Here is a 14,196-nt window from a genome sequence, read left to right as displayed (position 1 = left end):
CCGGCGCACCCGTTCCCGTCCCGAAAGCCACCCTCAGCCCGTCCATGCCCATTGCCCAGCTGCTGATCACCATCTACTGCACGGTCCTCGCCTTCTCGGCCATCCACGCCCCGCAGCCGCTGCTGCCGACGCTCCAGGCCGCTTTCTCGGTGAGCGAACCGAAGGCCTCGCTGCTGCTCACCGCCACGCTGCTGCCGTTGGCCATTGCGCCCATCGCCTACGGCTTCGTGCTCCAGCGCGTATCGTCGCGACAGATGCTGGTGGTGGCCTCGGGGCTGCTGGCCGTGACCCAGCTGGCGGTGGCCATGGCGCCAAGCTTTGAGATCCTCCTCGGGCTGCGCCTGGTTCAGGGCCTGCTGATCCCGGCTATCCTCACCGCGCTGATGACCTACCTGGCCGCCAGCGCCGCCCCGGGGCGGACCACGCGGGTGATGGCCGGCTACGTGGCGGCCACGGTGCTGGGCGGCTTCCTGGGTCGGGCCATCGCCGGCGCGGTGACCACCGCCGCGAGCTGGGAGGCCGCCTTCCTGCTCTTCGGCTTGGCGCAGCTGCTGTGCACCGCCCTGCTGCTGCGTCTGGACGCCGATCCGCAGGCTGGCTTCGGCCGCCTGGACCGCCGCGCCGTCGGCCAGATCCTGCGTCAGCCCCGGGCGCTGCGGGTCTACGGCGCCATCTTCTGCGCCTTCTTCGTCTTCCTATCGCTGCTCACCTTCCTACCCTTCCGCCTGGTGGAGCTGGAGACCGGGCTCAGCGATCTGGGCATCGCGCTGATGTACACGGGCTACCTCATGGGGGTGGTCACGGCACTCAGCGCCCTGCGCGTGGCCGATCGCATCGGCGGCGTGGTGAACACCATGCTGCTGGGCATCGCCATCTTCGCCGCCTCGCTGGCGATGTTCCTCGGACCGTGGCTGGTGGTGATCTTCGCGGGGATGTTCGTCTTCTGCGCCGGGATGTTCCTGCTTCACGCCCTGGCACCGGGGTACCTCAACCAGGAGGTGGAGGGCGAGACCGGCGTGGTCAACGGCCTCTACATCGCCTTCTACTACGCCGGCGGCGCGGTGGGCTCGTGGCTGCCGGGCTACCTCTACCACGGCCTGAGCTGGGAGGCCTACGTGGCCTCCCTGGCCGCCATGCTCGGCCTGGCCGGGTACTGGATCTGGGGGCTGCGCGACCGCGGCGCGGGCCCCGCGCGAACGGGCTAGTCGGGCTGGCGCCGGATCAACGTGCCCACGCCCTTGTCGGTGAACAGTTCGAGCAACACCGCGTGGGGGACGCGGCCATCGATGATATGCGCGTTGCGCACGCCGCCGGCCACGGCGTCCAGGGCGCAGCGGATCTTGGGCAGCATGCCGCCGGCGATGGTGCCGTCGGCGATCAGGCCGTCGACCCGCTCGGGGCTCAACCCGGTGAGCAGATTGCCTGCGCCATCGAGCACGCCGGGGGTATTGGTCAGCAGCAGGAGCTTCTCGGCGTCGAGGACCTCGGCGATCCGGCCGGCGACCAGGTCCGCGTTGATGTTGTAGGACGTTCCGCGCTCATCGACGCCGATGGGCGCGACCACCGGGATGAACTCCCCGGAGTCGAGCATCTCCACCACCGCCGGGTCGATGTGATCGACCTCGCCGACGTGGCCGATATCGATGATCTCGGGGACCTGGTTCTCGGGCCCGGGCTGCTCGACCTCCAGCTTACGGGCCCGGATCAGGCCACCGTCCTTGCCGGTCAGCCCCACAGCACGGCCACCCTGGGCGCTGATCAGATTGACGATCTCCTTGTTCACCAGGCCACCGAGGACCATCTCCACCACGTCCATGGTCTCGGCGTCGGTGACCCGCATGCCCTGGACGAACTCGGTCTCCTTGCCGATGCGATCGAGCAGGTTGCCGATCTGCGGACCTCCACCGTGGACCACGACGACGCGGAAACCGACCAGGCGCATGAGCACGATATCCCGCGCAAAGGCCACTTTCAGCGCCTCGTCGACCATGGCATTGCCGCCGAACTTGACCACGATGGTCTGCCCGCGGAAGCGACGGATGTACGGCAGGGCCTCGACCAGGACGCGGGCAGTGAGATCGGGATCGATGGGGTGATCGGTCATTTTCTTATCAACGGTTCCGTGTGCAGGGTTCAGGAGGCCGGGATGACCAGGCCGGGGCGCACGCTGGCGAGCAGGGCCTCGAAGGCCTCGCGGATGCGGGCCAGACCGTCGGCATCGTTGGCCTCGAAGCGCACCACCAGCACCGGCGTGGTGTTGGAGGCGCGGATCAGCCCCCAGCCGTCGGGCCACTCGACCCGGATCCCGTCGATGGTGTGGATGGTGGCGTCGGTGAAACGACGCTGCCCCTCGGCCACCAGGGCGTCCATCAGTTCGCCCTGCTCACCCTCCTGGATGTGCACCTTGAGCTCCGGCGTGGAGACCCCCTCGGGGAGCTCGGCAAAGATCTCGGCGCTGGGGCGACCATCGGCGGCGACGATCTCCACCAGCCGGGCGCCGGTGTAGAGGCCGTCGTCAAAGCCGTACCAGCGCTCGGCGAAGAAGGTGTGGCCGCTCATCTCCCCGGCCAGGGGGGCGCCGCTCTCACGCAGGGTGGCCTTGATCAGCGAGTGGCCGGTGCGTGACATCTGCGGCCGACCGCCGGCGGCCTCGATGACGTGCTTGAGGTGCATGCTGCATTTGACGTCGAAGACCACCGGCTCACCGGGACGACGGCTGAGCACATCCCGGGCGTAGAGCATCAGCTGGCGGTCGGGCCAGATGATGTTCCCCGCCGAGTCGACGACGCCGAGCCGATCTCCGTCACCGTCGAAGGCCAGCCCCAGATCGGCGCCACTGTCACGGACGCGGGCGATGAGCGTCTCCAGGTTATGGGGCTCCGCCGGGTCGGGGTGGTGGTTGGGGAAGTCGCCGTCGACCTCGCAGAAGAGCGCCTCGACCTGGCAGCCCAGGGCCTCGAAGAGCCGCGGCGCCACCGCCCCGGCCACCCCGTTGCCGGCATCCAGGACCAGACGCAGCGGCCGCGCCGGGCGGATGTCGCCGGCGATACGCGCCAGATAGCGCTCCACCAGGTCGGTGCGCGTCTCCACACTGCCTTCCCCCTCGACCAGGCAGCCGTCGCGGATGCGCCGGTAGAGCCCGGTGATGGCCTCACCGGAGAGGGTGTCGCCGCCGACCATGATCTTCAGGCCGTTGTATTCCGGCGGGTTGTGGCTGCCGGTGATCATCACCCCGGAGCCGGTCTCCAGCTCGTGGGTGGCGAAGTACATCACCGGCGTGGGTGCCTGACCGATGTCGATGACGTCGCAGCCGGCCTCGTTCATGCCGGCGGCCACCGCCGCGGCCAGCTCGGCGCTGGAGTGACGGCCGTCGCGGCCCACCACCAGGCGGCGGACGCCGCGCTCGCGCGCCTCGCTGCCCACCGCCCGGCCAACCCAGCGGACGATGTCGGCATCCAGGGTCTCGCCCACCACGCCGCGGACGTCGTAGGCGCGAAAGATCGATGCGGGTACCTGCGCTGCGCTCACGGGCGCCTCCTTGTCATCGTCATCCTGCGGGGATGCCCCCGCGTCATAGCGTACCGCTGTGGCCGAAGCCACCCTCGCCCCGCTCGGTGGTGGCGGAAAAGGCCGAGACGTAATCCAGCGTGACCTGCACCACCGGCTGGAAGAGCAGCTGCGCGATGCGCTCCCCCGGCGTGATCGTATACGGCTCGGTCCCGTCGTGGGCCAGGATTACCCCGATCTCCCCATGGTAGTCGGAATCGATCACCCCGATGCCCTGGGCCACCCGCAGGCCGTGTTTGAGCGACAGCCCCGAGCGGGAGGCGATCACCCCGACGAGGCCGGGATCGTGGATGTTCACCGCCAGGCCGGTTCCGATCAAGCGGCGCTCGCCCGGCCCAAGCCTCAACGGCTCGGACAGGCAGGCGCGCAGATCGACGGCGGCGGAGCCGTCGGTGGCGTAGTGGGGCAGCGGGATCTCGCTGCCGAGGCGTGCGTCGACGATGCGTGCTTCGATCTTACGGTGCATGGGTGCTCCTCGCTGCCTCCGCGAACCCGGCGCGCTCGGCCACGATCTGCAGCAGCTCCCGGGCAAGGGCCGTCTTGGGCTGCTCGGCCAGGGCGACGCCGCCGTCGCGCCAGAGGACTTCCAGGGCGTTGTGGTCGGTATCGAAACCCTGCCCCGGACCGACGCGGTTGGCGGCGATCAGGTCGAGGTCCTTGTTGTTGAGCTTACGCCGGGCGTATTCAGCAACGCGCTCGGTCTCCGCGGCAAACCCCACCACGAAGGGGCGCGGCCTGCGCGCCGCCACGGCGCGCAGGGTATCCGGCGTCGGCTCCAGGGCCAGGGTCAGCGCGTCACCGCCTTTCTTGATCTTCTCGGGCGCCTCGTGCTCGGGCCGGTAGTCGCTCACCGCAGCGGCGGCGATGAAGCAGTCCGCCTCGTCGATCCGGCCGAGCACAGCGTCGTACATCTGCCCGGCGCGTTCGACATCGATACGCTCCACGCCCGGCGGCGTGGCCAGGGCGGCGGGCCCGGCAACCAGGATCACCCGGGCTCCAGCCTCGCGGGCGGCCGCCGCCAGCGCGAAGCCCATCCGCCCGGAGCTGCGGTTGGTCAGGTAGCGCACCGGATCCAGGGGCTCGCGGGTCGGGCCGGCGGTGATCAACACGGTGCGCCCGGCCCACGCGCCCCCCGGGGCACCGCCGGCATCGAGCAACGCCGCGGCGATGCGCGCCGGATCGGACATGCGCCCCTCGCCGAACTCACCGCAGGCCTGCTCGCCGTACTCGGGGCCGATGCACGCCACGCCCCGGCGATGCAGCACCGCCAGGTTCTCGCGGGTCGGCACCGCCTCCCACATGACGTTGTTCATGGCCGGGGCCACGGTGATCGGCGCACGGGTGGCCAGGCACAGCGCCGCCGGCAGGTCGTCTGCCCGCCCCTGAGCCAGTCGCGCCAGGAAATCGGCGGTGGCCGGCGCGACGACGATGCGATCGGGCCAGCGCGCCAGCTCGATGTGGCCCATGGCCGCCTCGGCCTCCGCGTCGAGCAGATCCGTGTGGACGCGCTGACCGGAAAGGGCCTGAAAGGTCAGCGGCGTGATGAAGCGCTGCGCGGCGGCGGTCATCGCCACACGCACTTCGGCGCCGCCGCGGCGCAGTTCGCGGACCAACTCGGCGGCCTTGTAAGCGGCGATCCCGCCGCTCACCACGAGCAGGATGCGGATGGTTCGGCTCGGCAAAGACATACGCGTATTGTCGCAGATCCGTGCAGCCAGCGCGCTACTGCGCTACACCGCTAGCGGGCGGGGTTGAATCCCGACCCGCATTCTATAGTGTCATCCCAGTGGGGACAGGGGATTAACCCGAGGAGGCACCATGAGTCGAGAGCACGCGCACGCTGAGCAGACCCAACACGACGACCATTCACCGGAGGTCGGCACCGCGCCCGCACAAGGGCAGGAGGCCGAAGGCAGCGCCCTGGGGCGAATGTTCGGGGCGACGGACGAGAACGCCTTCGACAGCTACGAGGAACTGGATGCCCACATCAAGCGCACGGAGTCCGCGGCGATGGTGCGCCTGATCGGCGCACCGGCGGCGGCCATGGTGGTCCTGCTGGGCCTGCATCTGGTCGGCGCCCACCAGCTGGCCATCGCCCTGGCCTTCCCGGTGCTTTTCATCGTGGCGATCTTCATGATGACGGCCAACATCAACCGCTACCAGGCGCGGCGCCTCAAGCGCGTACGCGACAACTGGGCAGCGGAATAGCCGCGGGGGCGTCGCCGCGCCGCGGCGGCGCCCGCCGACAAACCGTTCACACGACGCCGCCAGGGAGGGCAGTGTCATGTCGATCCGTTCGTGGCCGCGGGACGAGCGGCCCCGCGAGCGGCTCATCCAGCGCGGACCCCAGGCGCTTTCGGATGCGGAGCTGCTCGCCATTTTCCTGCGCACCGGGCGCCGCGGCCAGTCCGCGGTGGAGCTGGCCCGCGAGCTGCTCGCTGCGTTCAGCGGCCTGCGCGGCCTGCTCGAGGCCGATCGCGAGACCTTCGCCGCCCGGCCCGGACTGGGCGACGCCAAGTACGCGCAGATGCAGGCGGCCTTGGAGATCGCCCGGCGCCACTTGGGCCAAGCGTTACAGCGTGGCCCCACCCTCAGCAGCCCGGCGCAGACGCGCACCTACCTCACCGCACTGCTGCGCGACCACCCCAGCGAGGTCTTCGGCGGGCTGTTCCTGGACAACCGCCACCGGGTGATCGGCTACGAGGAACTCTTCCGCGGGACCATCGACGGCGCCAGCGTCTATCCGCGCGAGCTGGTGCGACGCGCCCTGGCCCATAACGCGGCAGCGGTGATCGTGGCTCACAACCATCCCTCCGGCGTTGCCGAACCCAGTGCGGCGGACGAGGCGCTCACCCACCGCCTGCGTGAGGCACTGGGGCTGGTGGACGTGCGTCTTCTGGATCACTTCGTGGTGGGCGACGGCGAGCCGGTCTCGCTCGCCGAGCGGGGGGTGCTCTAGCAACCGGCGCGAGGTCCGGACAGCGCCGGGGCGCCGCTCAGGCGCTGACCGCCCCGCGCAGCTTGCTGATCGCGTTCTTCTCGAGCTGACGGATGCGCTCGGCGGACACGCCGTAGTGGTCGGCCAGTTCCTGCAGGGTCTGGCGCTCCTCCTCCAGCCAGCGGGCACGCAGGATGTGCCGGCTGCGCTCGTCGAGCTGCGCCAGCGCCTGATGCAGGGTGTCGTCCTGGTGGGTCCCCCAGTCGCTGCTCTCGACCACCTCGGCCGGGTCGAAGCGGCGGTCCTCCAGGTAGGCCACCGGGGCACGCACCTGCTCCTCCTCGTCCTCGGAGACCAGCGGGTCGAAGCCGAGGTCCTGCCCCGAGAGGCGCGACTCCATCTCGAGGACCGTCTCCGGCTGCACGCCGAGATCACGGGCCACCGCATTGACCTCGTCGCGGTTCATCCAGCCCAGCCGCTTCTTGGCACCGCGCAGGTTGAAGAACAGCTTGCGCTGCGCCTTGGTGGTGGCCACCTTGACGATGCGCCAGTTGCGCAGGATGAACTCGTGGATCTCGGCCCGGATCCAGTGGACCGCGAAGGAGACCAGGCGGACACCGACGTCCGGATCGAAGCGCTTGACGGCCTTCATCAGGCCAATGTTGCCCTCCTGGATCAGGTCGCCGAGGGCCAATCCGTAGCCCCGGTAACCCCGGGCCACGTGGACGACGAAGCGAAGGTGCGAGAGCACCAGCTGCCGCGCTGCTTCGAGATCGCCTTCGTACTGGCAGCGCCGCGCCAGCTCGTACTCCTCGTCGGCATCAAGCACCGGGATCTGGCTCACCGCCTGGATGTACGCGTCTTCGCTGCTCGTCGGCAGCGGCAGATTCGCGTTACCCGCCGTAACCAGTGCCGTGCTCATACGCGCCTTCTCCTCCAACCTGACCGAGTCTCCTCTTTTGTTTTGCCGGGTTTCGCTGCCCGCACCATTCTTGGGGCAACTGGGGTCGGGACCGGAGGATTTCAAGGGACGGCCCCGCGACCGGATGCCGCATATTATAAAGCATTCAGCGGGCCATGACGATTCACCGCGGTTCGATGGCGCTCAGGTGGCGGGCCACGGCGGTCCACGCCCCCAGTACGCCGAGGACGGCGCCGCCGAGCAGCAGGAGCAGGCCGTTGGCCAGCCCCAGCCCACTGAGGGTGAACTCGGTGCCGTAGGCGGCCGCCAGCCGGCTGGCCGGCCCGGCCAGGGCCCAACGACCGAGTTCGGTGAGCACCCAGGCCAGCACCCCGCCGAGCACTCCGTAGCCGAGGCCCTCGTAGAGGAACGGCCGGCGCACGAAACCGTCCCCCCCGCCGATGAGCTTGATGATCTCGATCTCGTGGCGCCGGCTCTCGATGGTGAGGCGGATGGTGTTGCCGATGACCAGGATCACCGCCAGCGCCAGCAGCACCCCGACCGACCAGAGCGCCCGCTCGGCCAGGGTCATGATGGCGTGCAGACGCTCCACCCACTCCTGGTCGAGGCGCATGCGCACCACGGCCGGGTCGTCGGCCAGCGACTCGGCCAGCTCGGCCACCGCCCCGGGATCGAGGCCGCGGTCAGCGGTCACCACGAGCACCGGCGGTAGCGGGTTCTCGTCAAGCAACTCCAGCGCGGCATCGAAGTCGGTGCCGGCCCGAAACTCCTCCAGCGCCGCATCCGGTGTCACCGGCTCCACGCCGGTCACGCCCGAGCGTTCGACCGCCGCCTCGGCCTGCTCACGCAGAGTCTCCGGCCCGGCATCGCGGGCCAGGAAAAGCGAGATCTGCGGCGCCCCGTCTTCCCAGCCGCCGGCCACGCGCTCGGCATTTTCCAGACTGAGCATGAAGGCCGCCGGCAGCGCCAGGGCGATCCCCACCACGGCGCTGGTCAGCAGGCTGTGCAGGGGCGCCCCCTGGGTCCGCTGCAGCGCCGCCGTCAACGCCTGAGCATGGCGAAACAGATAGAGCAAGGGGCCCGCCAGCAGCTGTGCGCCGGCACCGGCGTCACTGCGCCGGCTGGCACGCACCGCCTTGCGCTGCGCGCGTGCCTCGGCCCGGCTCTGGCGACGCCGGGGCGTCGCCCCGCGCTCTTGACGACGCGCCATCAGGCTGCCTCGCGGGCCGGCCGGTCACCGACCAGCTCGCCCTGGCGCAGGGTCAGGGTGCGGCGGCCGAGGCGCTCGACCAGCTCCAGGTCGTGGCTGGCGATCAGCACCGTGGTGCCGATGCTCACGAACGAGGTGAACAACCGCATGATCTCCTCGGAGAGTCCCGGGTCCAGATTGCCGGTGGGCTCGTCGGCCAGCAGCACCGGGGGCCGGTTGACCACCGCGCGGGCGATGCCCACCCGCTGCTGTTCGCCACCGGAGAGGGCTTCGGGAGCGCTCGACTCCTTGTGCAGGAGGCCGACCTTATCCAGGGCCGCCCGGACCCGGCGCGCCGCCTCGCGGCGGGGCACGCCCGCGATCTCCAGGGGCAGGGCGACGTTGCCGAAGACGCTGCGGTCGGCCAACAGACGGTGATCCTGAAAGGTGACCCCGACCCGCTGGCGCAGCAGCGGGATCCTGCGCCGGGGCAGCTGGCCCACATCGACGCCGGCGACCACCACCCGTCCTCCGCTGGGCTGCTCCAGGCGGGGGATCAGGCGCAGCAAGGTGCTCTTGCCAGCGCCGGAGTGACCGGTGATGAAGACCAGCTCCCCCTGCCCGATCTCCAGGCTGACGCCGCGCAAGCCGTCCTGGCCAGCGCGCGGGTAGCGCTTGCTGACCCGGTCGAAGTGGATCATTCCGCGGTCAGCGCCTCCGCAAAATCGGCCGCGCGGAAGGTGCGCAGGTCCTCAACCCTCTCGCCGACGCCGATATAGCGCACCGGCACCTGCAGCCGCTCGGCCAGCGCCAGCAGCACGCCACCGCGGGCGGTACCGTCCAGCTTGGTCACGGCCAGGCCGGTGACATCCACCGCCCGGCCGAACTGCTCGGCCTGGGCCAGGGCGTTCTGGCCATTCCCGCCGTCGAGGACCAACAGGGTCTCGTGGGGCGCCTCATTGTCCTGTCGGCCGAGCACGCGGCGGATCTTGCGCAGCTCCTCCATCAGGTTGTCCTGGGTGTGCAGGCGACCGGCGGTGTCGGCGATGAGCACATCCACACCGCGGGCCCGCGCCGCCTGGTGGGCGTCGTAGACCACGGAGGCCGGATCCGAGCCGGTGGGCTGGGCGATGACCGGGCAGCCGACCCGCTCGCCCCACTGCTGGAGCTGATCCACCGCAGCAGCCCGGAAGGTATCCCCGGCGGCGACCATCACCGACCGCCCCTCGCTCTGGAAGCGGGCCGCCAGCTTGCCGATGGTGGTGGTCTTGCCGGCGCCGTTGACCCCGACCGTGAGGATGACGTAAGGGCGCTTGGCCGGATCGACCTGCAGCGGCTGCTCCACCGGCTCAAGCACCTTGACGATCTCGCCGCGCAGGGCCTCGAGCACCGTCTCGCCGGAGCCACCCGCGGAGCCGCCGAGGCGCTCGACCAGCCCATCGAGCACCTTCTGCGTCGCCTCCATGCCCACGTCGGCCTGGAGCAGCCGCATCTCGAGTTCCTCGAGCAGTTCGTCGTCGAGTTCACGGCGGCCGACGAACAGGGTCGCAAGCCCTTCGGTGAGCCCGCTGCGGGTGCGCCGCAACCCGTTGCGCAGCCGCCCCATCAGCCCGGGGCGCTTCTCGGTCTTCTCGCTTTCGCTCATGGCCTTCGGCACGATTGTGGTCTCAGAGATGCCGCGGGGTTCGATGGGCAACGGCCGCCCGCGACTTGTGCTGTGGGGTATCCTACCATTGGATCGGAACCCGGCGGCGACCCGACCCAGAGGAGCCATGGCCCTGCACAGACTGCTCACCACCCTCCTACTCTTCGGCCTGGCGTCCGCCGCGGCGGCGGACCGGATCCACCACCACGAGCTGGACAACGGCCTGACCGTCCTTGTTCAGGAGGACCACCGCGGCGGCGTGGTCGCCTCGATGCTCTGGTATCACGTCGGCTCCGGACACGAGCATCGACCGATCACCGGCATCTCCCACGCCGTCGAGCACATGATGTTCAAGGGCACTGAGGTGCGCGGGACCGGCGAGTTTGCACGTCTAATCGCCCGCGAGGGCGGGCGGACCAACGCCTTCACCGCCCGCGACTTCACCGGTTACTTCCAGCTGCTGGCCGCCGACCGCCTGGAGCTGGCCCTGGAGCTGGAGGCCGAGCGCATGCACCGGCTGGTCTTCGACTCCGAGGAGTTTCAGCGCGAGATGCAGGTCATCCATGAGGAGCGCCGCCAGCGCGTGGACGACCCGCCCGAGGCCCGGGCCTTCGAGCGCTTCACCGCCACCGCGCACATGGCCAGCCCGTATCGCCACCCGATCATCGGCTGGCGCAAGGACCTGGACCGCCTGCGTCTCGAGGAGCTCGAGGCCTGGTATCAGCGTTGGTACACGCCGGGCAACGCCACCCTGGTGGTGGTCGGTGCCGTGGAACCCGAGCGGGTCTTCGAGCTGGCCGAGCGCCACTTCGGCGCGGTCCCCGCGGGCGAGGTCGAGCCGCCGCCGGAAGGGCGCGAGATCGCGACCGGCCCCGGTGAGCGGCGCATCGAGGTGCGCTTCGAGGATGCCCGCGTGCCGCTGCTCTTCCTCGGCTACAACGTCCCTTCGCTGGCCACGGCAGCCGAGCCCGGCGACGCCTACGCCCTGCTGCTCGCCGCCGAGCTGCTCGATGGCGGACGCTCCGCCCGGCTGCCCGAGGAGCTGGTGCGCGGCCCCGGGCTGGCGACCAGCGCCTCAGTCGGCTACTCCCCGGTAGCACGCCTCGACACGCTGTTCTCGCTGGTGGCGAGGCCGTCCGAGGGCCACGACCTGGACGAGCTGGAATCCGCCCTGCGCGAGCAGGTGGGCCGGCTCCGCGACGATCCGGTGGAGGACTCGGAACTCGAGCGCGCCATCACCCGCCTGCTCGCGGCCGAGGTCTACGCCCAGGACGCCCCCATGGGGCGCGCCCAGCGCCTGGGCCGACTGGCCAGCACCGGGATCGGCTGGGAGGAGGCGCAGCGCTTCGAGGAGCGGGTGCGCGCGGTCACGCCGGAGGACATCCAGCGCGTCGCCCGCACCTACCTGGAACCGGAACGGCTCACGGTGGGCCGCCTGCTGCCCGGCGAGGAGGAGTGATGCGTCTGCTGGATCGATTGCGCGCCGCTACCGTGGCCGCCACCACCCTGCTGGCCGTCCCCGCGCAGGCCGATCCGTTCGGACCTGAGGTGCAACGCTGGGACGGCCGCGAGGGGGCCGCCATCTACTTCATCGAAGCCCGCGAACTCCCGATGGTGGACGTCCGGGTGATCCTTGACGCCGGCAGTGCCCGCGACCGCGGCACACCGGGCCTGGCCGGGCTCACCGCGCGCACCCTGGACCAAGGGGCCGGCGACATGGACGCCGGCGAACTGGCCCGCCGCCTGGAGGATGTCGGCGCGCGGCTGAACACCTCCGCCGGCCGCCACCAGGCCGAGGTCCATCTGCGCAGCCTCTCCGAAAGCGCTGCCCTGGACGCCTCAACGGAGCTGCTCGAGCAAGTGCTCGGCGCGCCGAGCTTCGACGACGCCGCCGTCGAGCGGGAGCGCAGGCGCATGCAGCAGGCCCTGCGGGCCGAGCGGCAGTCGGCCTCGCGCATCGCCCTGCGCTCGCTCTACGCGGCCATGTACGGCGATCACCCCTACGCCACTCCGCCCTCGGGCACCGAGGCGGGGCTGGAAAGCCTGGACGCGGCGCGCGTGGCGGCCTTCCACGCGGAGCACTACGTCGCCGCCAACGCCAGCGTGGCCATCGTTGGTGATCTCGACCGCGAGGAGGCCGAAGCGCTGGCCGCCCGGCTCCTCGGCGCCATGGAGGCCGGCGAACCCGCGCCCTCGCTACCCGCCCCCCCCGAGCGAGCCGAAAGAGACGGAGGTCCGCATCGACTTCCCCGCCTCGCAGACCGCGCTGATGATGGGCCTGCCCGCCATCGCCCGCGGCGAGGAGGAGCTGGAGTACCCGCTGCGGGTTGCCAATCACGTCCTCGGCGGCGGGGGCCTGGTCTCGCGGCTTTACCAGAGCATGCGCGAGGAGCGCGGCCTCTCCTACGCCTCCTCCTCGAGTCTCAACATCATGCCGCTGCGCGGCCCCTGGCTGATCCGTTCCACCGTCGAGGCCGGCCGCGGCGAGGAGGCCCTGGAGGTGCTGCGCGGGGAGATCGAGCGCCTGGCCCGGGACGGGCTGGACAGCGAGGAGATCGACGCGGCGGTGCGCCATCTAACCGGCGCCTTCCCGCTGAGCGTGGCGAACAACTCGGCCCTGGCCGGGCAGCTCAGCGTCCTGGCGACCAACCGCCTGCCCGCCGATCACCTGGCGCGCTACATCCCGCGCATGGAGGCCGTCGATGAGCAGGCAATCCGCCGGGCCCTAGACGAGCGGCTGGACCTGGCGCGGATGGTCACCGTCCTGGTCGGCCCGGAGGTGGAGGACGCCGACGTGGAGATGGACCCGCCGTGAGCCGACGACGGGGGGGCGAGCTGCGCATCATCGCCGGGCAGTGGCGGGGGCGGCGCCTGCCGATCCCGGCCCAGGCCGGGGTCCGGCCGACCGGCGACCGGGTCCGCGAGACGCTGTTCAACTGGCTGGCGCCCGCACTGCCAGGGGCACGCTGCCTGGACCTGTTCGCCGGCACCGGTGCGCTAGGCCTGGAGGCGCTCTCTCGTGGCGCCGCCGAGGTGGTCCTGGTCGAGCGTGACCGGCGCATCGCCGACGGCCTGCGCGGCAACCTCACCACCCTGGCGGCGACGGACGCCCGAGTCGAGGTCGCCGACGGCGCCGGCTACCTGCAGGGGCGCCCCGTGACACCCTTTGAGATCGTCTTCCTCGATCCGCCCTACGGCAGCGGGCTTCTGGAGGTGTGTTGCCAGCGGCTGGCCACCGCGGGATGGCTGACGCCCGGGGCGCAGATCTATATTGAAGACGATCGGAATGCGCCGACACCGACGCTGCCCGCCGGCTGGCGCGTGCATCGGGAAGGCCAGGCCGGGCGGTGTCGCTTCCGGCTACTGTGCGCGGACGCAACCAACCGAGACGAGGACTGAGGAGCCATTGATGGGCGTAACCGCCATCTACCCGGGGACCTTCGACCCGATCACCCACGGGCACACCGACCTGATCCAGCGCGGGGCACGACTGTTCGACCGGCTGATCGTCGGCGTCGCCGCCAACCCCAGCCCCTCGAAGGCCCCCACCTTCGCCGTGGAGGAGCGCCTGGAGCTGGCACGCACCGCCCTGTCCGGCGTCGACAACGTCGAGGTGGAGGCGTTCACCTCCCTGCTGGTCGATTTCGTCGCACACCACCAGGCCCAGGTCATCGTCCGCGGCCTGCGCGCCGTGTCGGATTTCGAGTATGAATTCCAGCTGGCGAGCATGAACCGCCAGCTGCGCGCCGACGTCGAGACCGTTTTCCTCACCCCGGCGGAGCAGTACGCCTTCATCTCCTCAAGCCTGGTCCGGGAGGTCGCCGCCCTGGGCGGCGACCTCTCGCGCGTCGTGCATACGGCCGTGGCGGAGGCGTTGCGCCAGCGCGTCCGCCGCGGTCCCAGACCCCCCCCGGCAAGGAGGGCGGCATGGCCGG

General features: G+C 70.8%; 14 protein-coding genes and 1 pseudogene. 7 read left to right on the top strand and 8 right to left on the bottom strand.

Going from position 1 to position 14,196, the window contains the following annotated elements:
* Positions 1–44 precede the first annotated feature (44 nt).
* Positions 45–1,205, top strand: a complete 1,161-nt coding sequence (locus tag LRA98_RS08040; protein ID WP_238633275.1) for an MFS transporter — start codon at positions 45–47, stop codon at positions 1,203–1,205.
* On the opposite strand, the gene argB is transcribed toward LRA98_RS08040, so the two are convergent.
* From argB to coaBC, 4 genes are read right to left on the bottom strand one after another with little or no spacing between them, the layout of a single operon-like run.
* Positions 1,202–2,104, bottom strand: coding sequence for an acetylglutamate kinase (gene argB / locus LRA98_RS08035; protein WP_238633276.1), 903 nt, complete (start codon positions 2,102–2,104; stop codon positions 1,202–1,204). The two genes, LRA98_RS08040 and argB, sit on opposite strands and share 4 nt — an antisense overlap.
* 29 nt (positions 2,105–2,133) lie before the next feature.
* On the bottom strand, positions 2,134–3,528 hold the full coding sequence (locus LRA98_RS08030; RefSeq protein ID WP_238633277.1) for a phosphomannomutase/phosphoglucomutase: 1,395 nt from the start codon (positions 3,526–3,528) through the stop codon (positions 2,134–2,136).
* Between the two features lie 43 nt (positions 3,529–3,571).
* The gene (dut, locus tag LRA98_RS08025; RefSeq protein ID WP_238633278.1) at positions 3,572–4,033 is read right to left on the bottom strand and encodes a dUTP diphosphatase; all 462 of its coding nucleotides are present in this window, start codon (positions 4,031–4,033) and stop codon (positions 3,572–3,574) included.
* Positions 4,023–5,255: a bifunctional phosphopantothenoylcysteine decarboxylase/phosphopantothenate--cysteine ligase CoaBC gene (gene coaBC, locus LRA98_RS08020; RefSeq protein WP_238633279.1), complete on the bottom strand. Its 1,233-nt coding sequence runs from the start codon at positions 5,253–5,255 to the stop codon at positions 4,023–4,025. Before coaBC ends, dut begins: the two co-directional genes overlap by 11 nt.
* A 130-nt stretch (positions 5,256–5,385) precedes the next feature.
* Here coaBC and LRA98_RS08015 point away from each other — a divergent pair, with 130 nt between their 5' ends.
* Positions 5,386–5,775, top strand: coding sequence for a hypothetical protein (locus LRA98_RS08015; protein ID WP_201173241.1), 390 nt, complete (start codon positions 5,386–5,388; stop codon positions 5,773–5,775).
* 76 nt (positions 5,776–5,851) lie between these two features.
* Positions 5,852–6,526, top strand: coding sequence for a RadC family protein (radC, locus tag LRA98_RS08010; protein ID WP_201173243.1), 675 nt, complete (start codon positions 5,852–5,854; stop codon positions 6,524–6,526).
* Between the two features lie 37 nt (positions 6,527–6,563).
* Here the strand turns inward: radC and rpoH are convergent, their stop codons facing one another.
* The 4 genes from rpoH to ftsY all read right to left on the bottom strand — a co-directional run bounded on the left by rpoH (position 6,564) and on the right by ftsY (position 10,261).
* Complete coding sequence (rpoH, locus tag LRA98_RS08005) at positions 6,564–7,427, bottom strand: RNA polymerase sigma factor RpoH (protein WP_238633280.1); 864 nt, start codon at positions 7,425–7,427, stop codon at positions 6,564–6,566.
* A gap of 163 nt (positions 7,428–7,590) precedes the next feature.
* Positions 7,591–8,637: a permease-like cell division protein FtsX gene (ftsX, locus tag LRA98_RS08000; RefSeq protein ID WP_238633281.1), complete on the bottom strand. Its 1,047-nt coding sequence runs from the start codon at positions 8,635–8,637 to the stop codon at positions 7,591–7,593.
* The gene (gene ftsE, locus LRA98_RS07995) at positions 8,637–9,317 is read right to left on the bottom strand and encodes a cell division ATP-binding protein FtsE (RefSeq protein WP_201173249.1); all 681 of its coding nucleotides are present in this window, start codon (positions 9,315–9,317) and stop codon (positions 8,637–8,639) included. The genes ftsX and ftsE overlap by 1 nt, the downstream gene beginning before the upstream one ends.
* The gene (gene ftsY / locus LRA98_RS07990) at positions 9,314–10,261 is read right to left on the bottom strand and encodes a signal recognition particle-docking protein FtsY (protein ID WP_238633282.1); all 948 of its coding nucleotides are present in this window, start codon (positions 10,259–10,261) and stop codon (positions 9,314–9,316) included. Before ftsY ends, ftsE begins: the two co-directional genes overlap by 4 nt.
* Before the next feature lie 127 nt (positions 10,262–10,388).
* Between ftsY and LRA98_RS07985 the strand changes: the two genes are divergently transcribed.
* The 4 genes and pseudogenes from LRA98_RS07985 to coaD form a co-directional block, all read left to right on the top strand.
* Entirely contained in the window at positions 10,389–11,720 is a 1,332-nt protein-coding gene (locus tag LRA98_RS07985; RefSeq protein ID WP_238633283.1) for a M16 family metallopeptidase, read from the top strand.
* Positions 11,720–13,076, top strand: a pseudogene (locus LRA98_RS13210) (M16 family metallopeptidase). The gene LRA98_RS07985 and the pseudogene LRA98_RS13210 overlap by 1 nt, the downstream one beginning before the upstream one ends.
* Positions 13,073–13,660, top strand: coding sequence for a 16S rRNA (guanine(966)-N(2))-methyltransferase RsmD (gene rsmD, locus LRA98_RS07975; protein WP_238633285.1), 588 nt, complete (start codon positions 13,073–13,075; stop codon positions 13,658–13,660). Before LRA98_RS13210 ends, rsmD begins: the two are co-directional and overlap by 4 nt.
* A 10-nt stretch (positions 13,661–13,670) precedes the next feature.
* A partial coding sequence (coaD, locus tag LRA98_RS07970; RefSeq protein WP_238640831.1) for a pantetheine-phosphate adenylyltransferase occupies positions 13,671–14,196 on the top strand: 526 nt, incomplete at its 3' end.

Source organism: Halorhodospira sp. M38, from assembly GCF_022227985.1.
GTDB classification, from domain to species: Bacteria; Pseudomonadota; Gammaproteobacteria; order Nitrococcales; family Halorhodospiraceae; genus Halorhodospira; species Halorhodospira halophila_A.
This window is presented reverse-complemented; position numbering and strand designations above follow the sequence as displayed.